Source organism: Sporosarcina sp. SAFN-010, from assembly GCF_059415065.1.
In genome coordinates, this window is record NZ_JBPFDS010000002.1 from 80,026 (window position 1) to 104,721 (window position 24,696).

Consider the following 24,696-nt stretch of genomic DNA (forward strand, 5'->3'; position numbering starts at 1 on the left):
CTCACCTGGTTGAATGGATGAGGACGCTTCGTGTATTCAGGATTATAATATCTATTTGAAATGCTAGTTGATACGGTTGTGAAGGCAAAAGAAAAGCCCTCTAACCGATTGCTCGATTAGAGGGCTTTTTGTCAAAACTAAGCTTAGTTTAATTTCAATGAAATTGGTGCATCTAGTTTCAATAGATTTCCAGCTGTATCAGCAATGTCTAATGTTGTTGCTGCTTTCAACTGAACGCCTTTAGCGAAGTTTTCAGTAGTCAACGCTTTATCAATTGTAACTTTTAGAGTTTTTGTATCAGTTACAGCTGATGTAGCTACAGTTGCAGTTACTTTTGAATTATCGATGAATAACTCGAAGTCAACAGCTGAACCTGGAACTACAGCTTCACTAAACGTTAATAGTACATCTGTAGAACCAGTTGTTGCAGGTACTGCAGGTACTTCTGCTGTGTAAGCTGATAAATCGAAAGTAACCTTGTCACCAGCAACTGCGCCAGTGACTCCACTAACTGAAGTGATAGCAGAATCTGCTACGGCTGCTGTATTAGACTTCCATACTGCTCCATCATACTCCAACTCTACTCCATTAACAGCTGCTTTAGAAGCACCAGTATTATATGTCGCAGAGTTTAGAGTTACAACTGGTGTTCCTGTAGCTACGCCAGTTGTAACAAGTTGAGCGTTAGAAACAGTTGCATTCACCGCTGGTACAAGTGCAGACCCTGTTGTGCTTTGAGTAACTTTTGTTACTTCTGATTTAGTTACTGTTGGACGAACGTTCTCTTTAAGAGATACAGTTGTGGATGTTTTAGGTTCCATTACTTTTGTAGAACCGGCAACTTTCACGTCTTTAACAGTGATATTTCTAACACCTGTGAACGTGTTTGAACCCTCTTTAAGTTTCAAAGTTGCTACTTGCGTTGTACCACTAGCAGCTGCCAAAGATACTGATTCAACTTCTGCACCAGCAATTACGTAGTTAGCTACATTAGTTGCTGTTGTTCCATCAAGTTTAGAACCAGATGGAATTGTGAATGTTGCAGTCACTGTATTGTTATCTCCACCTTGAGCAACAACTACAGCAGAAACGATATCAGTATTAGCACTTGCTCCATCTGTACCACGAGTGAATTTAGCAGTTGTATCTGTCATTTTCACTCCAGCAATACTTGTTACTGCCGCAGATGAAACTGTTAAGTCATAAGCTGCACCTTCTACAGCTAATGATGCTGCTGTCAATGGAACGTGTAGTACTTTTTTGTTAACACCAGTACCGTCAGCATATACAGCTGTTACTGATTCGCTGATTCCTGAAGTAGTAATATAGTCTTTAACTCGTGAACCGGCAACAGTAACAGCACCTGCAGTCACGTCTTTATCAAAAGTTAACTCGATATATTCTTTGTTATCTTTTCCTACAACTAGTTTGCTAGTCGCTTTAGGTGCCGTAGCATCTTCAGTGAATGTTACTAGCTTTGAAAGTGCCGCTGTATTTTTTTGCCCTGCTAAATCTACTGCTTTGTTAGCAGCTACTTCTACAGTTTGTAGGCCTTTCAAGTTTGTAGCTGTAGTGAATTCATACTCACTTGCCGAAACTTTTTTAACAGCAGTTGTAGCTACGCCACCTACAGTAACGTCTGCTGCAGCGATGTTGCCATCAAGGTCTTTTGCGAATTTGATTGCGAACTTCTTTGCACCAGTTTGTGTAACTGTTGAAATAGTTGGTTCAACGCCATCTGCTTGTTGCTTTACAACAGTGATTTCTGCTGGTTGTGGAGAAATTAAGTTTCCATCAGTGTCAGCTACACCATTGAATTTAACAGCGATGTCTTTGTCAACTTTAACGTCAGCATTTGAAAGGTTCAATACTAATTCAGAGACAGGTGCGCTAGCAGCAGATGTAACACTTCCTAGAGCTGTACTTCCAACTGTAATCTTTGAATTGTCTAAAGTTAATGATGTATCTGTATATTTAGCAGTAAGTGCTCCTGCAGCAAATACTACGGGTTCAGAGAATTTAACCTTAACTTGGTTTGAAGAGATACGCTCTGTAGCAGTAATTGTTGGAGCTACTGTATCTTTACCAAAATCAACGTTTTTAGCAACATATTTATCAATTACTTTACCAGCTTTATCTTTAGCACCGTCGACTGTTACATCATAACGGCCTTCGAATACTTCAGTACCTGATGCTTTAACAGTAAGTGTTTTTCCATCTTCAGAAAGTACACCTGTTGCTGAGTTCGCTGTAATTGTTTTAACCGGAGTTTCTAGTGATTTGAACACAAATACGCCAGCTTTCAATGTGCCAGCTGTTTCTAGTACTGATGCTTCATCAACAGCAGTAGCGAATTTAACTTCAACTTGTTTAGCGTTAATCGCCTTTACTGATTCAACTTTAGGCTCTACAACAACAAAGTTGAATGCAGCTTGCTTACCGTTAACAGAAACAGTACCTGAAGTATCTTTTAGGCTAGCGTGAGTGATTGTGTAAACTTCACCTTTTGCATCGCTTTCTACTTTAGTAGGAGTTACTTCTTTACCGTTTACAAGAACTGTAAAGTCTTTTGCTGTCAATTCTTTGTTAGCTACTTTAAGTGTAGCTGTAGTTGTTGTTTCGTTTACAACTGAAAAACAACCTGAAAAATGGTCCGATTCTAGTTTCAAAGAAGCCTAGCAGACCAAGCATTGGCGCCACTCATGTCTCCTGAAAGTTGTTGTTCAATAGAAAATCAAAGAACAATGTTGCAGTAGACAGGGAATCAAAAGAAAATCAAAAAAAGAGAACCAACAGGGAAGATGTCACCTACACACAACACCTTCTGAAAACCCCTTGGCAATCTCACACAAAACGGACGGAATCCCAAAAAATCTCTTCGAGCGCTCCATTGAACACAAGGAATCTCGTCAAAAACCCCAAAACCCCATCACTTCTTCGGTAGAGACTCATCTAAAAACTTTTGTTTTGTGTAACTACATCCTGCTAACCAATCTGACAAACTCAATCTTCCATCTGCAAAAAGTTCTCTACCTAATTGGCTCAGAAAGAATACCTTCTTCAAAAAACATCATTCGTTTCTCTAGGGATTGGATAGATGATTGATATTCCAAACAAATAACTCTAGTGCAATTAGACGTCACACTGTCTAAAACCTGCATCATCTTCTAATCTAAATGAATCTAAATAAATACGAACCCAATGAATCAATTTGTTTGAATAGCCTACCCTACCAACAAGTCATACACTAGAATCTTTGAGTGGATGAATGGTCTAGGAATGATAACCGTATATAAGAAAACAACTCATTCTGAAAAATCTTCTCTCTGTTTAGATGGTGTCTCTCTCCTCTGAAAAGGAAGGGGTTTCGGGGTTTTTCGTCACATCTCTTGTCCTGTATGGAGTTGCCTTCTCTCCAATCTGTGAATTTTGTGAGGTTGTCAATTATCCCTTCGTGGTTTTCTTTGTTTCGTCTTCGCACAAAAAAAAGAAGCACTCGTTCTGCTTCTTAGCGACCATTCAGTACTTGTACAACCTCTTTTTCATATCCGTACTTTCTGAAAAAGTCGATGAGCGCTACTTCAAATAGGTCTCTCTGCGACATGTTGTTTTCCTTCGCAAACTCACTAACTAGATTGGAGAGTGTATTTATCATTTGAACGGTTTTGGTCTGTGCAACACCTGCTATTGTGTAACGGGGGATACTCCCTCCTTTCCCGTATGGAATCAGTATCTCTGTGAGTCGTTCTTCGTTGTTCATCAGTAGCTTCAATATGGGGAGGTACGATGTGAGCTCAGTTTGCTCAACCTCTTGGACTTCTGCTGCTACAGATGTTTGCGGCATCTCTTCCATCAATTCATTTCTACTCGTTTCAATCTCCTGTGGTTTCCGTTCGTAATTATTCAATTCCGTGTTCCACTGGTAGCCTTTCACTCCCATGAAGTCGCCTAGTTCCTGCATGTCCTTAAACCCTAGTTTCTGACAGACAAGCATTGGCTCATCTGTATGCACTTCCAATAACTCAATGACACGGGTTGCTTTGGATGTACTGACGGGAATCTCTTGTTTCTCAATTTGCGGGACATAGTTCTTCACATGGCTATCATAGCGATATCCTTTTCTTCTCATGAATATATCTAATGACTTATAGGTGGTATGCTTCAATTCTACTGCTAGAGACTCCCGACTCATACCTCCTGCTAATCTCTTAATAATATGATGAACTCGCTCATCTTGCTTTGGCGATACCGTTTCGACTAGTTGGTTCATCTTCTTCAACTTCCTTTCTCTTATAGACTTAGTTGGTTCACTGCATCTTGCAAGTCAGACTCATCTACATGGACGTAGACTGCTGTTACCGTTCGGAAATCAGAATGACCCAGCAAGGCTGCAACCGTCGGCAATCCCGTTCCATTTTTGACAAGCTTGGACGCAAAACTATGACGGAGCGTGTGACAGGTGACTCTCTTGTCCCACTGGAGTTCTGTTGTCGCTTCTTTCAACAAACGATTGATGTAGACAGGAGAGATTTTCCCTGTTTTCTGTGTTGCAAAGAATGTGTCACTGCCTTGTATGAAACGTCTAGGTCCATTTTTGTACGCAATCAAGTACGGTTTTAGGTCTTGTGAGAGTGGAAGCGTCCGTGGTTTATTTCCTTTTCCATTCCGGACGTAGACGCGGTTCTTGTCAAAATCAATGTCCTCAAAGGTTAACGCCAAACATTCACTTATCCGTAATCCTGTGAAGGCTAGAGTTCGCACCACTAAGTTCCCCAGTGAGTGATTCATGGTCGACAACAACAATTGAATTTCTTCGACTGTTAGGAAATCTCGTCGTTCTTTGTGATTCTTCAATGTCTCTATGTAAGCCGTTGGGTCTTTATCTACAAATTTATTCCGCATGGCATACTTGAACAGATTGCGTAACCCATTCAATGTGACATTAATGCTGGATGGTTTGTAGCCTTTGGTTACTTTCAAGTCATAGAGGTACTCTTCAATGTCCTCTTCCTGTATCTGTTCTAAATACACTGGACGATTGTATTTTGTTTGAATGGCTTCTGCAAATCGCTTACAACTCATGATGTAGCTTCGGATGGTCGCAGGACTTTTTTCAGAATGAGTGAGCTGTCGTTCAAATCCTTCAAAACTATTCGTTAGTAGCATGATTCGTTCTCTCCTTTAGTCTCTCGTGTATTGGATGCTTATGAAACGAGACATGACTGAATCTACCTTTCTCATCCAGCCATGTCTTCTCAGGATTCAATCAAGATTTGGTAAATTAGCTTCTACTGGTTGTTCTGTTGTACTGAAAATGTTGGTTGGTGTGGGACTTGAAAGTGGAGTAGCCTTTGGAAGTGTACTGACTACTTCTAACAATTCGAATGGTAATTTAAGAACGTACACCGTTTGCTTAGAAGGCTTTCCTGCTTCTCCGACTACTTGTCGCTGACGGGTGTTCTTTCCTGCTTCGTTGTCGAGGATGCCTTCTTTTTTCAATCCTTTCAAAACCACTTGACTGCTCGAAAACCCTCCGTCTGCCAACCATGTATCCACGACTGTCTTGAGAATGGATACCTCTAAGTAATCTTGTTTCTTCTTCATTGCTCCGTAGCAAGCCGTACCGGAGAACCCCCTGTCACCCACATTGAACTTGGCTTGATGTTCAATGATTTTTTGTTGAAGGAAATCCATCGACTTCGACTCTAATGAACGTGTGCCGATGTTCTCTTGGTCATTTTCAATGATGAAATCAAGAAGTGAATCCAGTTGAATATCAAAGTCGAAACACGCATTCATCACTTGTCCTGTTAGGAGCATCACTGCGTACTTTTCAGCGATTCGCTCAGAGAATCCATCTTTGATGGTCATGGCTTTAACGACTGTTTTCTTCCACTTATCGAGTTCCGCTTCCCACGTCTCTTGCTCGAACGTGTCGATGACGTGTTGCACAAATTGCGGTCCAGCGTGACCGTAGTTGTTCTCTAGTGCATTCTTGATGGCTTCCGCATGCGCTGCGGATTCAGTCCACGCAATGTTGCCAAACTCGGGAAGACGCACTAGGAGTCCTGAGTTTTGATTGGACTTCTCTGTGAGACGATGTTCGCCTGTCGAGAGGAATGCACCAGACCACTTTTCCTGTTCGCGTAATTCAATATCCGAATTCAATCGATTTTTATCTCTACCTTCCGCTAGTTGGTAAATGACAGAAGTGAAGTCGGAGTTCGTTTTGGTACTTGATTCATCCAATACAATGGGAAGACCATGATTGCGTGCAATGACTTTCATCAGGGCATTAAATGTCGCATTCCAGTTCTTCAAGAGTCCATCAACGCTTGGCTTTCCAAAGCTACTAATCGCAAGTCGTGACGCCGTTGTTTTCCCTGTCGAACTATCTCCATAAATGTGAACTAGCAATACTTCCAATGGAAGGTATTTTGATAGCAAGGCATTGACCACTGCCGCAAATCCGTACACCAGTGCAAACTCTAAAGCAGGTCTACCTAGCACTTGTTGTTGAATGGTCTCTTTCCACACGGCGTACTTGCCTGTTGGTTGGATGGCTAACTGTCCGGTGTAGAGAGATGCTACTTCTTTTACGCGGATATCTTGTACACTTCCACTTGGTTCTTCTATCGTTTTTCCTGAGATACTATGATAATGGTAGTAGACCAATTCATTTCCCGATTGCTTCCACCCTAATGCCGTATGGAGATAATGCGTATGCCGGATAGTTTGTTCCTGTTGCTGAAGGAATCGAACAATTTGTTTGTAGTTATCTGCTCGGACATCTGCCCCTTTTTCAGTTAGCATCATGATATTCTTTTCATTGAAGATTTCTCGTGTTGTGGTCACTCGATGGTATTGTCCTCGTGAAAAGAAGATGATTTCCAACAACACCGTACCGTTGTCGAGTGTTCGATACACCTTATCTATCCAAACCAATTGGGACAGTTTAGACTTTATTTTTTTCCCCGTTTCCATATCTGTTTCTTGAACATACAAATAGTTTTTCGTTACAATATACTTACCAACGCTAACCTCTTCAGAAGAATTAGGTAGGGTTGTGACAGCTGAATCTGGAAGTAACTCGTATTTGTAGCTTAACTTTGTTGCCATGTCATTTCGGCACTCCTTTTGTAGACGTCAAGTGGTTGCAGCCAGTTGACGTCTTTTTCTTATTTTGATGGACTCGATTTATCTCTTTTACCACGCTCGTCCGATGGGATAGCTCTTTTGTAGGCGAAACATTCCGACACCTATTCAGCCAGTGGCTCCGAGGACTGCGTAGTTCCATTCTGTTCTTCGTTTTGTTCTTGTAGTTCTTCGCGCGGTGTCTCTTGGACTTCTTCCGCTAATCGAACACAAATCATTTTCGTTCCTTCTTCTTCTGTTACCGTCCATGTGCCAATGGAGTGAGACGTTCGGGAACTGTAGTCTAATTCAAACAGCGACGTTAAGCGTTCCACCAGCCCTGCTGAATACACCACGTTTTTAGTCGGCTTACCTGCTAGGTTGTGTGCGACTTCATCTGCTTGAGCCGCTAGTATGTACACTTCTCGGTCTTCTTCGTTCACTAGAAAACGGACAGCGTTCGGAGAATCCAGTTCAACAAGTATCGGAGTTGCAACCTTGACCCGTTTCCCATTCTTGTTGTTCACGATGGATAGAGCTGCTCCTTTGGTTGAAATGGTTTTAGTAGGCATGACTTCTTCAAACTTCTTCAAAAACTCCATTTTCTTTACCGTCTGTTTATCCACTAACGGAATAATGCTTTTAGGCGCTTCTATCTGTGTAGGTTTCTCACTTGCCTCTACTGATTCTGTGACGTGAGCATTTGTACTCGATTCGTTTGCATCACGCTCTGTTGACGTTTGGTTGCGTTCTAATTCTGGTGACTTAACTTTTCTTAGTGCCATTTTACTTCCTCCTTTTATGGTTCAATCATTTTCCGTTCAGTACGTATTCAATCGTTGTGGTTCTTCTTGACCACTACATTCTTTCTTCGGATTAAAAGCACACACCCACCCTAAATACCATTCGGTAATCTTCCATCTTCAACTTCTTTGCTCCTTTTTCAACAAAAGGTCCCAAATAGCAATTGATGCCTTTTACAATTTGTCCGATGGTATTCGCATCCCATGTTTCATTGAGGAAGACTTTGTAGCTCATTGTCTGCTCATCCACGTTTCCTAAGCAGGCTAAATCGAATACTTTATCAATGTCTTCTTCTGTAGGAAGACCTAGTTCATGTTTCGGAATCATCAACTCGTGTACTTGCATAGAATAACCAACGTACTGCCCCATGATAATAGGCTCTTCTGATTCACTGAAATCCAGTTCAACTGTAAACCGGTCATTGTGGATTCGCTCGTTGATTAAAGCCGTTACATTTTCTTTGCCGATGAACCTACTAGAATCCAAGAGGTTCACTTCATCCAGAAGATTTTGATTGATGAGCTTCTCTAGGGTGCGCGCTCCTAAGCCATAGATTGTGCTTACATGAAAATCCTTACTTGTTCCTTTCTGTCTTTCGAGGATAGTTGGTGGTCGTGTGATGGGTCCTAAAAAATCCATTTCGTTTGTGTCCATTTTCCTGTCTCCTTTTCGATTGTATGGTTTGTAATTCGTTGAGCTGTTTCTTCAACTTGTTATACAGTTAACCACACATTACAGGTTACATTCCACAAGAAAATCAACATTTCCTAAACTTCTCAAACGTTGGTTTAATGCAGTTTCTTCATCATTTCATTCTATTTTTATAACGTTTTTATGAGAGACTAAGCCTTCCCGATTGATTTTATGAGAACTAAGCCTTGCCGACGGAATATGCGGCAAGGCTAGTACACTAAGTCTTAAAGTCAATTATTCTCTAGACAGAATAGTGTACACAACTTTATTAACCTATCTTTATTTTGTCACATTTTGGACACACTTGCCTGACCACATTATGCTTTTGATTCTAAAGAGAATTTCATAGCCTGTTAATCGCATCCATTTTTTCCTCTCGTGTTGTCTGGATATAGTACTTCGCAGTCATCGAAACTGAAAAATGACCGCATAATTTACTCACAGTCGTTAACTCAACTCCAAGTCGAAGTAGTCTTGTCGCAAAAGTATGCCTGAAAATATGTGGATGTATCCAGAATCCCAATTTATCTGAAATCTTTGTTAACAAATTTCGCACCGCATCCCGATGCATCTTTTCTGCACGCTGACTTACCAAAAGATACTCGCTATGGTGGAAAACAGAGGCAGAACGCTCTTCCTTGAGGTAATCCCTTACCAACCGCATCACTTCTGACTTCAAGCCAATTTCTCGTCTCTTTCCGCCTTTCCCGATGACTTGAAGATGACTTGTGAGGAAGTCAATGTCCGTGAGTTTGATGCTGACGAGTTCACTCACTCGAACGCCTGTGTACAACAGCAAGTAGACAATCAGCTTGTTTCGAGTACTTACCTTGTTGCGGTTCTCGACAAAGAAGAGTAGTTGTTCAACTTGTTCTTCAGACAGACTCGTGACAGCCGCTTCACTTCCAGCTGCGATATGTATCTTATCCCGTTTCAATACGATGATGCTCTCACTTAGAACACCTGTGGTTCTTAGAAAATCGTTGTAGACTTTTAGGCTGTTTACCTTCTTGTTAATGGTCGCCACTGCAAAGTTTTTTTGTAGTAGGTGTTCTTTGAAACGGACAAAGGAAAATCGGGATAGTGGTTGTTCTTCACCTACTGTCTTTTCCTTCAGGAATTGTTGAAATCCTTTTACGTCGGACACGTACGATTCTATCGTTCTAGGTGCGCGTCCTTCTTCAAATAGCCACTGTTCAAATGCTTCTATCGTTGACTGCATGACTGTTCCTCCTCCATTAAAAAAAGACCATGAGCACCTCAAAGAGAGGCATTCATGGTCTATTTCCGTTTGATGATGATGACTAGCAGCGTGACAACTAGCTCAATGACAGGTGCTGGAATCGTGATGGGTAGTTTCGGTAGCTTACTCATGACGTTTTCCTTTCCGGTAGTTTCTTACTGGTTTCTTGAAATGAAGCCAGTTCCTTACTGACTTCCGCTAGTACTGTTACCAAGATGGCAAGTGCTGATTTCTTCCACATGAAAACATCTCCTTTAAATTTGAATTTTATTACTGACTGATGATGGATTCTGCAATTAGGCGAACTGACGACAGTATTATATTTCTGTCGTGTCTTTTTAGCCTGTGAAAACCGTCGAATTATTGTCCTAGCAACCTTCTTCTCCAATCCACTTGTTGAGCAGTAGAACGGTCGTGAGATTGATAGGCTAGTTGTCTAGTTTTGTCGTGAGTCTTAGTCGATGATTGACAGCAATTTTCTCAACAGAACTTCATCATTTTTCGTGATGACTTGTATACACCAATCAGGTGAGTTCGGGTAGAATCCAATCGTTCCACACCAAACGTTCTCTTCGCTATCTTCGACTATCATCAATTCATACAGTAATGTACTTGGAATGATTTCAAACAGTTCTTGTGGAATGAATGCTGAATCTACTTCATCCATCCCTAGTTCCAATCCTTCTGTACTAACGCCGTTTGCAGCCACTTTCACCCCGTAGTCTTTCCGCAAGGTATGAATGAACCACTGAACTTCACTAGAAATGAGCTTGCCTTGATTGAGTTGGTTTGTCATTACATGTACCCCTTTTCTTTTAATGAAACAAAATCGTCTTCACCAATGATGAGATGGTCAAGCAATTCGATACCGATTAGCTCTCCTGCTTCAACCAATCGCTTAGTGACTTCAATGTCTTCAGGACTTGGGCTAGGATTGCCGGATGGGTGATTGTGGGCGACAATAATGGAACAAGAATTCGACAAGATGGCGGTTTTCATCACTTCCCGAGGGTGCACAATAGAAGAATTAAGACTCCCCATATGACAGACATTCAGATGTGTGACTTGATTCTTCACGTCTAGACACATCAAAATGAAATACTCGCGGTCCAGCTCTCCTAGAAATTGCTTGAACAAGTGATAGCCGTCTTCTGGTGACTTAATTGACCGATTGGCGTACATCAAACTCTTTTCTTTCACCATCTTCAATGATACGATGTCGACTCGCTTGGCTGTATGTGACTTTGATTGTGCAGACTGTGTGAGTGATGTTTCCGAAGTGTGTTGAGTGTTCGTGTACGGGTTAGTTTCTTTCATGGTTTCTCCTCCTAAATTAAGAAACGTCCTCACCCGGTTGAATGGATGAGGACGCTTCGTGTATTCAGGATTATAATATCTATTTGAAATGCTAGTTGGTACGGTTATGAAGGTAAAAGAAAAGCCATCTAACCGATTGCTCGATTAGATGACTTTATTAAAATTACTTAGCTACAGTAACTTTAACTTCTGCTTTTTGATGATTTTTCTTAGTAGAGTTATCTGTAATTACAGAAGAATCTTTAGTCTCTACAGTGATATCTTTATCAAGGTCAAGAGTCACTTTAGAAGTAGCTCCAGCATCAACAGTCTTCACTGTAAACGTATTTCCTGCAGCAGCGCTAGGTGCTACTGTGAATGTAACGCCATCCTGAGTGAAGGTTTGGCCTGCACTTAAGTCAGCAATTACTGCTGAATCATCAGACGCATCTTGCAACTGGAGCAAAGTTTTTGTAGTTGCTACAGTAAATGTATCTGTATCAGCAGCACTGTTTGCGACTGTAAATGTAACGCCATCTTGCACAAATGTTTTAGTAGTAGCTAGGTCAGCAATTACAACTGAGCTATCTGATTGCTTCTGTAATTCTAAAGTACCTGCGTTATCTACTACATTGTATTGTACAGTTGAAGCAGCAGTAGCCGCTCCGCTAGTTGCAGAAACCTTAGCAGATTGAGCTCCAGTTAATACAGGAGCAGTTACTTTATTAGCAACTTTGTAGTTTTTAGTGCTTGACGCATTTGTAGTACCGCTAGTTTTACTTGCAATTCCAGCGTTTGTACCAGAAATTTCTGTTGAACCAGCATTTGCAGCTGTTTCATTTTTGTTGATTGTAATTCTAACTTTATTAGCGAATCCTGAAACGTTGTTAGCTTCTAATGAACCAGCTGAAGTGAAATCAATAGCAGTTGTACTACCATTCATGATAATGAAATCATTTTTGACTTCAGTATTAGAAAGTCCAGTAACCATAGCTTCACTATAAGTCAATTCAATAGTCTTATTATCAAGAACTTTCGCACTTTGTAGAACTGGCTTAGTATTATCTTTGACAGCTAATGTACCTGAATATGACTTCAAAGTCTTAGTTCCTGCTGTATTTTTAATATTAGCAGCTGTAAATACTGCATTAGCATCATCTTTAGCCACAGAGTCCGCAGGCATTTTGATTGTTGCAACAGTTTGAGCAGCCGGGCTAGGACCAGCATTCAAAGTGATAGTTGTTCCCGTTGGTAGTGGTTTACCAGCAAGTGTGTAGTTAGAAATATCTGTTGCTGAACCAGCTACAGCTCCACCTTTAACGGCTTCTGGGAATGTAACTGTGATTTCATTATTTGAATTTGCTGTTGGAAGTGAAGCTGTTGGCAATTCAAACTCAGTGTTAGTTTTTCCTTGACCAAAGTCAACTGTATAGTTGAACGCATTTGACTTATTAGCTCCTTGAGCTTGGTCTTGTACTAATTCATTTTTAAATGAGAATGCATATTTCCCATTAACTGCTTTAGCAGGTGTAGCTTCAAATACAACTTTAGTATCTCCTGCAGAAACAGCTTTTGCTACAAAGCTATCAAACGTTGAACCTTCAATAACGCCATTTTCATTTACGATAGATGTAGTTACATCAGCATGTGATAAAGCCTTACCAGTAGCTACAGCGCCTGCTACTAGACCTTTGTTAAAGTTCACTTCAACAGCTTTGATTTTACCATCTGCATCTTTAACTAGATTATATCCAGTAGCAGCTGGTTTTGTTGTATCTTTTGTCAAAGTTACTTTTTGTGATGTAGCAACAAGCTTATTACCAAGAGAATCCTTGATTGTATCAGCTAAAGCAACGTTTAATGTTCTGCTAGTGCGGTCATTAGTATATAGTCCAGTAGATACAGGAATAATAAACTGAGTACCATTGGAATCAGCAACTTCTGTAACTGTTCCTGTAGTAATAGCACCTAAAGCTTCATCTTTAACAGCACCGTTTGCAAGTGCAGTCGTTACTGATGAAACATTCATTTCTTTATTAAATGTTACTAGGATTTGTGAATCTTCTTTTTGAGTCAAAGTAGAAACAGGAGCTACAGAATCAACACTTACAGAGAAAGAAGCAGAAGTAGTAACAGTTTTGTTACCAGCTTTGTCTTCAAGATTGATTAACTCAAGTGTATGTGTTTTACCAGTTTCAAGAGAAAGACCAGTAATAGTAGCTGAGTTAGTACCTGCGAAATTCACAGAAACATATTCGCCATTCACTTTAGCTACCGCTGATTGAATTGGCTCAGATGTTTTAACCGTTAGTTCAGTAGCTTTTGTTCCGTTAGACTTTGCTTCAACACTAGCAATTGTAGGAGCAACTTCATCTTTGAAAGTTAAAAGCGAGATGAATTTATCAGTCATTACGTTAGCATCAGCTTTAGTTTTGATAGGGTTTACAACTACAGCAGCATTTTTCACATCAACAGCTGTACTTCCTGAAGTCATTGCAGCTGTTAAAGTAAGTGTTTTACCATCTGCAGAAAGTGAAGGGTTAGTTAATGTAACGCCTTCAATTGTTACTTTCCCAAGAGTTTGAGCATCAGCTTTGTCTACAGCTTGTGTAAACTTAACTTCTACTTGAGTACCGTTAATCGCCTTTACAGATTCAACCTTAGCTTCCACAACTACGAAGTTAAAGTCAGCTTGCTTACCATTTACAGAAACTACACCTTTAGTATCTTTAAGGCTTGCGTGTGTAATTGTGTAAACTTCACCTTTAGCGTCGCTTACTACACTAGTTGGTGTTACAGCAGTACCGTTAACCAATACTTTGAAGTCTGCAGCTGTTAGGTCTTTGTTAGCTACTTTAAGCTTAGCAGTTGTAGTAGTTTCGTTAACAACAGATACTGCGTCAACAATTGCTAGGTCAGCATCTGGATTTTCTGCACGGAATACGAACAATGCGAACTCTCCACGAGTTAGGTTGTTTGTTGGTGAGAATGTTGTCTCTGAAGTTCCGAGAGTAATTCCTGCTTCTTTTAGTGCTGAAACGTAGTCGATCCAGTTTGCGTTCACATCTTTGAAGTCTGCTTTAGAAGTAGATTTTAAATCGTAAGCATTCGCAAGCATTTTTGCCATTTCTTGACGAGTGATATACGCTGCCGGGTCGAACTTCGTTGCAGTTTTACCAGAAGCAATTTTAGCTTCAACGATTGCGTTTACTGCCCCTTCAACACGTGAGTTCAAATCTTGGAAACCAGCATCTTTTGCGTTTGCTGTATCAAGTTTCAATGCATTCGCGATCATTACCGCTGCATCTCCACGTGAGATGTTAGAAGTAGTGCCGAAAGTAGTATCAGATGTACCCTTTGCAATACCATTATCAACAAGATAATTTACTGACTCTTTGTAGTTTGAGCTGACATCTTTGAAGCTATCTGACGCAGCCGCTGATGCCACCGGTGCTAGTGCTGAAGCCACTAGAGTTGCTGTAGCAGCTGTTGCTACGAATTTTTTGTAAGCGTTTGGTTGTTTCGCCATTTTGTAGAATTCCTCCTTGAATGTAGGTAAATTAGTCCCAGTGCCTTAAGTAGCAATAGACATGGTTTAAATTCTATCGCAGTTTCACAAATTATTCAAATAATAGGTAGAATACGAGATTCAATCTATTCTTCTAGTAATCTGTTTAGCGTTATTTAAACTCATATCTATTATAGCAAACTATTAAAGAAACACAACTTAATGTTGAAAAAACTTAATTTTGTCCATACAAAAAACCGAGCTCACAGTAATTATGAGCTCGGTTTCCTTAATTTCACTGGGATATCACTGGTTTTTAGAATCTCCTAAAATGTGAACATCGAATCCAGCTTCCTCCCATTTTGAACGATCGATACAGTTTTTTGTATCAAAAATAATTCGTGCAGACATTTTGTCCGCCACTTCCTTCGGATTCAATCCCTTGAATTCGTCATGGTTTGTTAAGACTACAATAATGGAAGCGCCTGTCAACGCGTCATCCATTGTTTGGACTTGCTCATCAATATTGTTTACGTGTATGTGAGGATCATATGCTTTTACAACTAGTTCATGTGCACTCATTTCATCGATTACATCTATAGAGGGGCTTTCACGCATGTCGTCAATATTCCCTTTGAATGCTAGTCCGAGTACGGCAACTTTTCCACTCTCAGCTCCAGCTTGTTTCAAAATGTTTTTGGTAGTTTTCGCTGTATAAACTGGCATCCCATCATTCGTCTGACGAGCTAAGTGAATAATCTGTGCAAGATCCGGTTTGAGTTCAACAAGGAACCAAGGGTCTACTGCGATACAGTGTCCACCGACTCCTGGACCTGGCTGATGGATATTTACTCTTGGGTGGAAGTTCGCTAATCGAATCGCTTCCCATACATCCACACCGATTTCCCCTGAGATCTTCGCAAGTTCGTTTGCTAAGGCAATATTGACATCACGATACGTGTTTTCCATCACTTTGACTAACTCTGCTGTTGTGTCGTCTGTTTCATGCATTTGTCCTTTAACGAAAGAGCGATACAAGTCTGATGTCATACGCGAAGATTCTTCGTTAACGCCACCAATGATTCGGTCATTTGAAATAAGTTCTTCGAATACTCGTCCAGGAATGACACGTTCGGGTGAATGAGATACGTAAAGTTCCGTACCAATTTCAAGTCCTGAAGCTATGAGTTTAGGAATCACTACGTCTTGAACCGTACGCGGTGGAACAGTCGACTCAAGTACAACTAAATTGCCTTTTTCTAAATAAGGAACAATGGATTCACTCGCACTCTCAATGTATTTCATCTCTGCCGTCTTGTCAGCTTTGATCGGTGAGGGTACAGCAAGAATATAGACATCTGCTTTTTCCGGTGTTGTTGACACCGTCATCATGCCAGAGTCGATTGCTTCATTTAAACGTTCTTGTAATCCATTCTCTTCTATATGTAACTTTTTGTTACGGATTCCTTCTACAGCTTGTTCATTTACATCTACACCGTGTACGCGGTGACCGTGATTGGCAAACATGACGGATGTCGGGAGTCCGATATATCCAAGACCAACAACGCAGATTGACTTTTTCATGATTGTTATTCCTCTTTTCCATTCAATTCGTTCTTTTTGTCTGCAACTAGGACTTTCACTAGAAAACGCGGTAGGTTCACTTGTCGTTTGATGCGTTTTGGATCGCTGCAAAGCCGGTAAAACCATTCGGTACCTGTTTTACGGAATAGCGAAGGGGCTCTTTTCACATTTCCAGAGAACACGTCAAAGCTCCCACCGACTCCTTGGAATACTAAGACGTTTTCCAGTCTGTCCATGTTGCGGCGAATCCATAATTCTTGCTTTGGACTTCCAAGTGCTACGAACAGGATTTCAGCTCCGCTTTCTTGTATTCGTTGTACGAGCGCTTCCTCATCCTGTTCATACCCGTCTGTCAGTCCCGCAATCTCAATTCCAGGATTTTGTTCGATTATTTTCACCGCTGCTTGTTCCACAACTTCTTTTTTTGCACCGTAGAGATAGATCGGATGATGATCCTCTGCTGCAAACTTCAGCAAACGCGCCATCATGTCGACACCTGTCACACGTGAAGTGATGCTCCCTTTTTTCAACTTAGAGGCTAGCAAGATCCCAACGCCGTCTGCAATCTGGAACGTCGCCCCATTTATAAGTTCCCGGACTTGTGGATCCTTCTGGGCGGTCATGACTTTTTCAGGATTAACGGCTATAATTGTCGATTGCTCGCGACTCAACATACGCGCCCGAATTTCTTCAATAATGCCTTCATATGTCAAAGGGGATACGTTTACCCCTAGATACGATTCTTTCATGTGGATAGTCCCTCGTTTCCTTCACTTTCAATTGTATAAGTATATCAGAAACGACAACGGCTTGCACAGCCTGTTCACATAGTGCTAAAATTAGCCCGATAGTGTGCAGAACCGGGATAATTATTTACTACTATAATGAGACTACATTGGCACGGTTTTCCGGAGCTTATCGTCCGCTTTCCGCGGGCATTGCCTGAGCCTCCTCGTGCGCTTCGCTTCTGCGGGGTCTCAAGCTCATGCTATTCCCGCAGGAGTCGGACGAACGCTCCTACAAACCTAAGTGAACGACATAACGTCCTATACTAGTAATACCGTTGATTGGCGCAGAAGGCGGCGACTCCTGAGGGCTCAGTGTAGGTAACAACCTAAGTACGCGGCGTCCTGCCGCAACGGTTGCTTGACCTATATCCTGTAAGCCCGCGTCCGCCTGCCGCGCAAATCAACGCCGTTTGATTTTTATCTACAATTCACATAAATCTAAGGAGGATTTTCCATTGAAAATTGTACTGTCCGGCTTTTACGGATTAGGAAACACTGGGGATGAGGCGATTTTGAAGGCCATCATCGATAACTTGCGTGCGGAATTGGATAACCCGGAGATTACGGTGTTCTCGTTGTCACCGGAGAAGACGGCTTCTGACCATAGCGTTTCTGCTGTGTACCGTGGATGGCGTCATGGAAACAAGGAAAAAGTCAAAGCGCTTCGGAAAGCGGATTTGCTGATATCCGGAGGCGGTGGGTTGTTGCAAGACACGTACCCGACGAAGTTTCTGTTCGGTCCCCTTCCCTACTACTTACTCATCGTATTACTCGCGAAGCTATGTGGAACGAAAGTGATGTTCTTCTCTCAGGGAATCGGCCCTGTCACGAGTAACTGGGGTAAGACGTTAATGAAAGGTCTTGCGAATAAAGCAGACTTTGTAACAGTTCGAGACGAGTATTCGAAGACTTACTTAGAGAACTTGGGAGTTACAAAGCCTAAGACGGTTGTCACTGCTGATATCGTGTTTGCATTCAAACCGGATGAAGATACTTCCGCTTATGATTCACTCGACTTAACTGGTGACGAACGTTTAGTTGCGGTTGCGCCACGTCCTTGGTTCGAGCATGAAGATGCGTATATCGAGAAGTTAGCGTGGACGTTGGATGAATTGATCGAACAGCGAAAGGTTACGCCGGTGTTTGTACCGATGGAGCCACCATATGACACGAACGTATCTAAGAAAGTACAAGCTTTGATGAAGCATGCAGATCAAACGAAGATTCTCGGTGAGCACTTCACGCCGAATCAGTTCTATAACTTCATTGAACAGACGGACTTGACGATTGCGCTTCGCTTGCATGCGCTAATCTTCGCAGCATTGTCGAACGTCCCTCACGTCGGATTGAGCTATGATCGTAAAGTTGAAAGCTTCTTGAAGCGCTCAGGTATGTGGGAGCATTCGTTTGAACTCGGGTCATTCACAAAAGAAGGTTTGTTAGAACAATCAATTTACGCGCTCGACAACAGCGAATCCGTGAAACAAAAGATGGCACCGAACGTCCAAGTATTACGAAGCGAAGCAATCCGCAACGTGGATTTACTGCGGGAACAGTTTTTGAATGGAGGCCGTTAAACGGTGAAAATTTTACTGGCAACTGTATATGATTATCCTCATTTGGGCGGATTGTCCGTCCACTTAACTACATTAAAAGCAGGACTTGAATCACGCGGACATGAAGTCGATGTCGTATCGTTCACTGACGTCCCTAAATGGAAGCGTGACGGAATCGTCCGTGGCCCTGCGTTTTTACTTAACAAAATGAAACAAGGTAAAGGCTATGTCTGGACGCTTAAGCGTCGTCAGGACGAGCTTGCAATCCTGATTAAAGAAGCTGTGTCGAAGAAGGAATACGACATCATTAACGCTCAAGACGTGTTTACGACATTTGCTGCACTTGAAACGAATGTCCCTGTTGTGAGTACTGTTCACGGCTATTTGACGTTCGAAGGGATCTCGAAAGGAACTGTGATTGAAGGCTCTCCGGAAGCAGCAGAACTTCAAGAAGCAGAGCGAAAAGGCTATAAATCGACACGCGAAGTCATTACTGTCGATACACGTATTAAGGAATATATATTAAAAGAAACTGGCGTGACAGGCAATATGATTAAGAACTTCATCGACGTCGAGTCCTTTAAACCTGAGATTGAACGTCGTGCGGAGTTCCGAGATACATACGGATTCTCTCAAGATGAGCTAATTTTCTTTGTACCACGTCGTCTAACGAAGAAAAATGGCGTCATGTATCCGATTCTGTCACTCCCTGCTGTCGTCGAGAAGTTCCCGAATGCGCGTGTCGTATTTGCAGGAACTGGCGAAATGATGGAGCCGATGAAGCAGAAAGCTGCGGAACTTGGCGTATCGGATAACATTACGATGCTTGGTGCAGTTGATCACTCAGTGATGATGCAGTATTATGCACTCGCGAATGTGGCACTTGTGCCGTCTATCTATTCTGCAGGTGTTGAAGAAGCGACTTCGATTTCAGCGCTGGAAGCGATGGGGTCTGGCGTTCCTTTGATTGCCTGTGCGGTTGGTGGACTGAAAGAGATTGTTGATAGCGGAAAAGACGGCTTGCTTGTTGAAGAGCAAAACGTGGAAGAGTTGAGCGACGCGATGATCCGGTTGTTGGAAGATCCGGCATACGGGGAGCAACTTGCTGAAGCAGGTCGCACGAAGATCATTGAGGAATACTCACACTTTGCAGCCGCTGAGAAATACGAAGCAATTTACTTGAAAGCATTGAAACACTGATTGCGAAGCTCCCTGGTGCGAATCAGGGAGCTTTTCGTCATTTACAAAGCACGCGGTATATGATTCGCGTGATTGGAGGACTTTTATGGGGAAGTTAAAACAGGCAGCGCTTTGGACGGCCATGCTTGCTCTCGTGCTGAAGTTATCAGGCTTAGTACGGGAATCGATTGTCTCAACTAAATTCGGGGCCTCGCATGAAACAGATGCGTATTTCCTGTCATTTGCATTCATTACACTAGTCGTTGCAATGATTTCTACTGGATTCAATAATGTCTTTTTACCGATGTATATCAAGAATCGCAAGTCTGGTGAAGTAGGCGACCACAATGCGAATGCGCTGCTGAACTGGACGATGGTCATTTTTGTAGGGATCAGTTTCTTTGGCTGGTTCGGGGCTCCTTACTTCCTACCGCTGATCTATGGCAACATGGAGCCTGAAACAGCCGTCATCGCGTTACCAATGACGCAATTGTTCTTTGCGTTTATGACGGTCATTGCGTTGAGCGGATTGCTGGATTCCTATTTGCAATCTCGACGAATTTTTGTACCGTCCCAAGTGTCGAAGGTGCTCGCGACGTTGATGTCCGTTTTGTTCGCGATCCTTTTCAATGATCAATGGGGTATTTTCTCGTTGGTTTACGGATTCATCTTCGGGACGATTTTAGGTGTAATCGTTCAATTGTTCTACTTAGTACGTTCCGATTATAAATGGCGCTTGGAATTTAAGATGGATATTAAGTTCCGGAATGCGTTTCTATTGCTCATCGTTCCTTCCCTGTTGAACTCAGTCGTCGGTCAAGTGAACATGTTTGTGAACAAGGCATTTGCTTCAGGCATCGGGGAAGGCGCCGTGTCGTACTTGAATTATTCGTCGCTCATCGTCAGTATCCCGAATGCTATCTACGCCACGACGTTGGCCGCTATTATCTTTACATTGATGAGTGAGCAAACGGAAGATCGAGCGAAATTCAAAGAGACATTTTTCCGAGGCATGGAGATATCGCTTGTGACACTGTTGCCCATTGCGGCAGGGTTACTCGTAATAGGAGACTCTGTTATAGCGTTCATTTACGAACACGGGAAGTTTACGGCATACGACACGCATAAAACGCACATTGCGCTCATGCTGTACTTGCCGGTCATTATATTCCAAGGAATGCAGCTAATGCTTTCTAAGTCAATGTATGCACGCGGAAAAACCGCGGTGGTGTTCCGGATCAGCGTAACAACGATTTTAATCAACTTCCTGAGTAACTGGTTGTTGGTGGACCGGTATGGCTATCCGGCACTTGCCATTGCGACTTCTGTTGTGAGTATTTACTTCTTTGCGGTGTCGATGGTTGTCGTGTATAAGGATCTTGGCAAAGAAGAGTTGGCACGTTTCGGACGGATGGTTCCTCCAGTACTGATACCCACCGTGATTATGGGGCTTGTTGTTTGGGCTGCGAAGGAGTTTGTTGGACTGGGGTCACTCAGCCCAATTTTACAGCTTGCGACACTTGTTCCGATTGGCGTGGTTGTGTATGTGGGGATGCTGTTCGTATTCTATCGTGCTGGGTTCAAACGGTTTATATCTCTTTTAAAAAGATCTTAACAGTAGGTCTTCGATAGAACGCACAGGTTTCATTGTCCTATAACGGACTAAAAAGGATGTACTGGACGTCATCAATTGACGTTCGGCACATCCTTTTTGTTATTTCTTATTCGAGGAAACCGCGACAAGCTCACTTAGCACATATACGAATTCGGGTGTTGGTTTACCATTGTGCACCGGATTCATGTCATTCACAATTTTATACCACTTTTGACCGTCTGCTGCTGTTACCTCGTCTACGATGACGACAGGATAGCCAAATAGATCATCCTCACCTAATGGTTTCGGCTTATATGTGAACAACAAGTTTGAACCTGTTACTCCTGGCGATGTGCGGATGTTGACTCCGTTGTATTTATTATAATAATTGATGCGTCCAAGTGTAAGTCGTTTGTATTCCTTGCCGCCTAGCTTGCTGTCAATTGTATACAAGTGGCCCGCAATTTTTGCACCCCAATCTGGATCAGATGCATATCTTACATTTGCTCCTACACTTTTATTTCCTGATACCGCTCCATTTGAGTAGGCGCCTAGAGGGTTTAAATAGTTCTTGTTCATATAATCACCAACAAATGAATTCACACTATCTTCCGGCTTTGCAAACTTCGTCTCACATACTTTAGTAGACGAATCATATGCTTTAATGCCAAATAAGTTGTTACAAGTTAGTGCTTTTTCACTCACTCCGAAATCACTTTCGTGAATCGCTGCCGCCAGCATAAATAATGCATTCACGCGATGTTGACCTTCTAACGTTTTCAACTTAGCCCCAAGTCCGACTAACTTCGACTTCGTCGTTGCATTCGTATAGCGGCCACCCATTGCTTGACGTTCTTTTAAAAGTTGCTGAATTACGGCATCCAACTGTTGGGCAGTATAGACACTTGCAACACGTGCAGATAGGAACTGGAAGTACTGAAATTCGGTTGCCTGAACTCTTCCCGCTTCGTCAGTAAAGCGAACTCCATCATAGCTGTAATAGTCTCGATTCGGCACTAGGGTACTAGGAGTTGGACCAGTTACGTACGTCCCGTAGCTGTTTGATAAGTTATTGTATGTGGAGTGATAGAGAAGTCCATTTTTACTCATATAGGAATCCCGCCCATTAACGAGTTCTTTTGGAACTAAATCTATTTCGTTGTGCTTTACATACCCAGTACGCCCACCGATCTCAACGATAGCATAATTCGGCCCACTGCCTTTATGTTTCAACTCTCGACCTTTTTGTACATACGTAAATTGTTGTTTAAAAGCTGTATCTTCATAAATGATGGTTGTGTTTCCTGGAGTTGAAGCAGCAAATGCCAGCCCAGTTTTCATCTTAATAATGTCTTTGTTTTTAACAATGACACGCAAGTCATTCGAAGCAGAGAGAACTTTCAATGCCTCCTCGAATGTTTTGTATTGTGCAGACGTTTCGACCACTTTCCCATCTTGAATGGATCCCACTTTATAGGTATTGGGATCGTTCGGCAGTTCCGGTTCAGTTGGTGGCTTCGGTGGTTCAGGCGTCGTCATATTCTCTTCCAATTGGATGAACCGATAAAGGACAGCAGCAACTTGGTCGCGAAGTGAACTATCCTTCGGCTTGAAGATGAAGGATTTCGGTCCTTGTGTCCCGGATCCACCCTTCATAAGTTCGACGGACGCCAGCCATTGTGCGGCTGCAATCCCACCGCTCAATGTGAATAACTTTTGGTCTTCGATGATGATGTCCTGCCCTGTACGTGTGTAGTTATGTGCTTCTAGTACTCGAGACATTGTTAATGCCATTTCTTCTCTTGAAATGACTTTGTCCGGCATGAACTTCCCATCCAGGGTCCCTGTCATGAAGCCTGTCTTTTGAATCGCTCCGATTTCCCCTGCGACTGCTGCCGATTTGTTCACGTCTACAAAATTCGGGGTCTCATTTTGTAACTTGAGGGTTCTAGCTAGGAAGGCAGCGAAATCCGAACGCCGTACTTCGGCTTTCGGGTAAACCTTCCCACCTGTATAACCTTTGATGATCCCTCTGCTGATCATTTCCCGCATTTCCTTCTCCAGTGTCAGACCATCCAGCTCATCGGCATGTGAGCTAGTTGGAACGATTGTCCAAACTAAGACGATTGCTAGTAAACTAGCAATAATTTTTTTTAACATACTTATCCTCCTATCGGTTTAGTTAATCGCGCTGTAAACTGCTGCTGAAAATTCTGCACGTGTTGTCGGTTTTACCACGTCATACGTTGCGGTTTGGAATACTTTTGTACGATCTACTACTTTTAGTGCAAGAATCGATTTCGACATCCAGTGTGTTGCGGGAACATCTTTATACAAAGATGCTGTATGTACGTTGTTACCCGCCTTTTCTGTAAGTTTAAATGCCCGATCCATTATGACTGCGAGTTGGCCCCGAGTCAGTTCGTCATTAAAGCCGTATGTGGTCGCGTCATATCCTTTTAAAATACCAGCTTGGTTCATTGCCGCCACATGGACTGCAAACTGATGATTTGCTGGCACGTCCGTAAATTTACCGACGTTCGTTGCTTTCAATTTCAATACACGATTCAACATCGCCGCGGCTTGTCCTCGCGTGATGGAGAGGTCCGGACGGAAACTATCGTCTTGGAATCCAGAAATAATCGCTTTCTCAGTTAAATCTTGAACAGCTTCATACGCCAAGTGACTTTCTGACAAGTCTGTAAATTGTTTAAAAGGCAATACACGTTTTGCCCCTGCATAACGGGGGCCCCAGTAGGAATGCCCTGTTAACTTATCGACCGTGACACCTGAACTCGCAGCTGAAATGAACTGATTATTCCCTAAGTAGATTCCAGTATGGGAGATTCCAGGTTTATATGTATCTTTGAAGAAAACTAGATCTCCTGGCTGAAGGTCGTCTAGTGCAACAGGTGTTCCTACTTTGAACTGATCTTCAGAAGTCCTCGGAAGGGACATGTTAAAATGTGTGTAGACGTGAAGTATGTAGCCAGAACAATCGAATCCTGCTGGGGTTGTCCCTCCCCACAAGTACGGGGCCCCTTTAAATTTCAACGCGAAATTTGGTACATCTACTCTCATCGAGGCATGCGCTTCTTTTCCTAGACTAGATGGAACTAGCATAAGAAGTAACCCTAAAGCCATAAGCAGCGTCAGTATCTTTTTCAAATCATCCACCCTTTTCTCATAATCTATTAATCAACTTATGTCAATTCTATCACTCTTCTATTCCCATATGTTATTTATTTCGGAAGAATTCCTGCTTGTTACATCGAACTAATTACCTTCTTCAAATCATTTCTTCACTCGCATACATT

At 42.2% G+C, this 24,696-nt stretch carries 17 protein-coding genes; 3 read left to right on the forward strand and 14 right to left on the reverse strand.

The window, feature by feature from the left end:
• Positions 1-143: 143 nt before the first annotated feature.
• From ACR65F_RS03330 to ACR65F_RS03385, 12 genes are all read right to left on the reverse strand, one after another.
• Positions 144-2,669 carry a hypothetical protein gene (locus ACR65F_RS03330; protein WP_440503280.1) on the reverse strand — a complete coding sequence of 842 codons (2,526 nt, stop codon included), beginning with the start codon at positions 2,667-2,669 and terminating at the stop codon, positions 144-146.
• 839 nt (positions 2,670-3,508) lie between these two features.
• Complete coding sequence (locus tag ACR65F_RS03335; protein ID WP_440503281.1) at positions 3,509-4,270, reverse strand: hypothetical protein; 762 nt, start codon at positions 4,268-4,270, stop codon at positions 3,509-3,511.
• Positions 4,271-4,290: 20 nt separating this feature from the next.
• Entirely contained in the window at positions 4,291-5,166 is an 876-nt protein-coding gene (locus tag ACR65F_RS03340; RefSeq protein ID WP_440503282.1) for a tyrosine-type recombinase/integrase, read from the reverse strand.
• 96 nt (positions 5,167-5,262) lie between these two features.
• Positions 5,263-7,119 carry a DUF927 domain-containing protein gene (locus tag ACR65F_RS03345; RefSeq protein ID WP_440503283.1) on the reverse strand — a complete coding sequence of 619 codons (1,857 nt, stop codon included), beginning with the start codon at positions 7,117-7,119 and terminating at the stop codon, positions 5,263-5,265.
• Between the two features lie 140 nt (positions 7,120-7,259).
• Positions 7,260-7,919 carry a hypothetical protein gene (locus tag ACR65F_RS03350; RefSeq protein WP_440503284.1) on the reverse strand — a complete coding sequence of 220 codons (660 nt, stop codon included), beginning with the start codon at positions 7,917-7,919 and terminating at the stop codon, positions 7,260-7,262.
• Positions 7,920-8,010: 91 nt separating this feature from the next.
• On the reverse strand, positions 8,011-8,592 hold the full coding sequence (locus tag ACR65F_RS03355; protein ID WP_440503285.1) for a hypothetical protein: 582 nt from the start codon (positions 8,590-8,592) through the stop codon (positions 8,011-8,013).
• A 382-nt stretch (positions 8,593-8,974) separates the two neighbouring features.
• Entirely contained in the window at positions 8,975-9,853 is an 879-nt protein-coding gene (locus tag ACR65F_RS03360; RefSeq protein ID WP_440503286.1) for a tyrosine-type recombinase/integrase, read from the reverse strand.
• Positions 9,854-10,328: 475 nt separating this feature from the next.
• On the reverse strand, positions 10,329-10,670 hold the full coding sequence (locus ACR65F_RS03365) for a hypothetical protein (protein ID WP_440503287.1): 342 nt from the start codon (positions 10,668-10,670) through the stop codon (positions 10,329-10,331).
• Positions 10,670-11,077 (reverse strand): JAB domain-containing protein, encoded by a 408-nt coding sequence (locus tag ACR65F_RS03370; protein ID WP_440503437.1) that lies wholly within the window; start codon positions 11,075-11,077, stop codon positions 10,670-10,672. The genes ACR65F_RS03365 and ACR65F_RS03370 overlap by 1 nt, the downstream gene beginning before the upstream one ends.
• A gap of 277 nt (positions 11,078-11,354) precedes the next feature.
• Positions 11,355-14,699, reverse strand: coding sequence for an S-layer homology domain-containing protein (locus ACR65F_RS03375; RefSeq protein WP_440503288.1), 3,345 nt, complete (start codon positions 14,697-14,699; stop codon positions 11,355-11,357).
• Between the two features lie 285 nt (positions 14,700-14,984).
• Positions 14,985-16,262: a nucleotide sugar dehydrogenase gene (locus ACR65F_RS03380; RefSeq protein ID WP_440503289.1), complete on the reverse strand. Its 1,278-nt coding sequence runs from the start codon at positions 16,260-16,262 to the stop codon at positions 14,985-14,987.
• A gap of 5 nt (positions 16,263-16,267) precedes the next feature.
• Positions 16,268-17,011, reverse strand: a complete 744-nt coding sequence (locus ACR65F_RS03385) for a WecB/TagA/CpsF family glycosyltransferase (RefSeq protein WP_440503290.1) — start codon at positions 17,009-17,011, stop codon at positions 16,268-16,270.
• 494 nt (positions 17,012-17,505) lie between these two features.
• Here ACR65F_RS03385 and csaB point away from each other — a divergent pair, with 494 nt between their 5' ends.
• The 3 genes from csaB (at position 17,506) to murJ (ending at position 21,400) form a co-directional block, all read left to right on the forward strand.
• Positions 17,506-18,627, forward strand: coding sequence for a polysaccharide pyruvyl transferase CsaB (gene csaB, locus ACR65F_RS03390; protein WP_440503291.1), 1,122 nt, complete (start codon positions 17,506-17,508; stop codon positions 18,625-18,627).
• A 3-nt stretch (positions 18,628-18,630) separates the two neighbouring features.
• Positions 18,631-19,806, forward strand: a complete 1,176-nt coding sequence (locus ACR65F_RS03395) for a glycosyltransferase family 4 protein (RefSeq protein ID WP_440503292.1) — start codon at positions 18,631-18,633, stop codon at positions 19,804-19,806.
• 85 nt (positions 19,807-19,891) lie between these two features.
• On the forward strand, positions 19,892-21,400 hold the full coding sequence (gene murJ / locus ACR65F_RS03400) for a murein biosynthesis integral membrane protein MurJ (protein ID WP_440503293.1): 1,509 nt from the start codon (positions 19,892-19,894) through the stop codon (positions 21,398-21,400).
• A gap of 99 nt (positions 21,401-21,499) precedes the next feature.
• Here murJ and ACR65F_RS03405 read toward each other — a convergent pair whose 3' ends face one another.
• Together ACR65F_RS03405 and ACR65F_RS03410 are read right to left on the reverse strand one after the other, a co-directional pair.
• The gene (locus tag ACR65F_RS03405) at positions 21,500-23,539 is read right to left on the reverse strand and encodes a glucosaminidase domain-containing protein (RefSeq protein WP_440503294.1); all 2,040 of its coding nucleotides are present in this window, start codon (positions 23,537-23,539) and stop codon (positions 21,500-21,502) included.
• 18 nt (positions 23,540-23,557) lie between these two features.
• Positions 23,558-24,547, reverse strand: coding sequence for a C40 family peptidase (locus ACR65F_RS03410; protein ID WP_440503295.1), 990 nt, complete (start codon positions 24,545-24,547; stop codon positions 23,558-23,560).
• Positions 24,548-24,696: the final 149 nt, after the last annotated feature.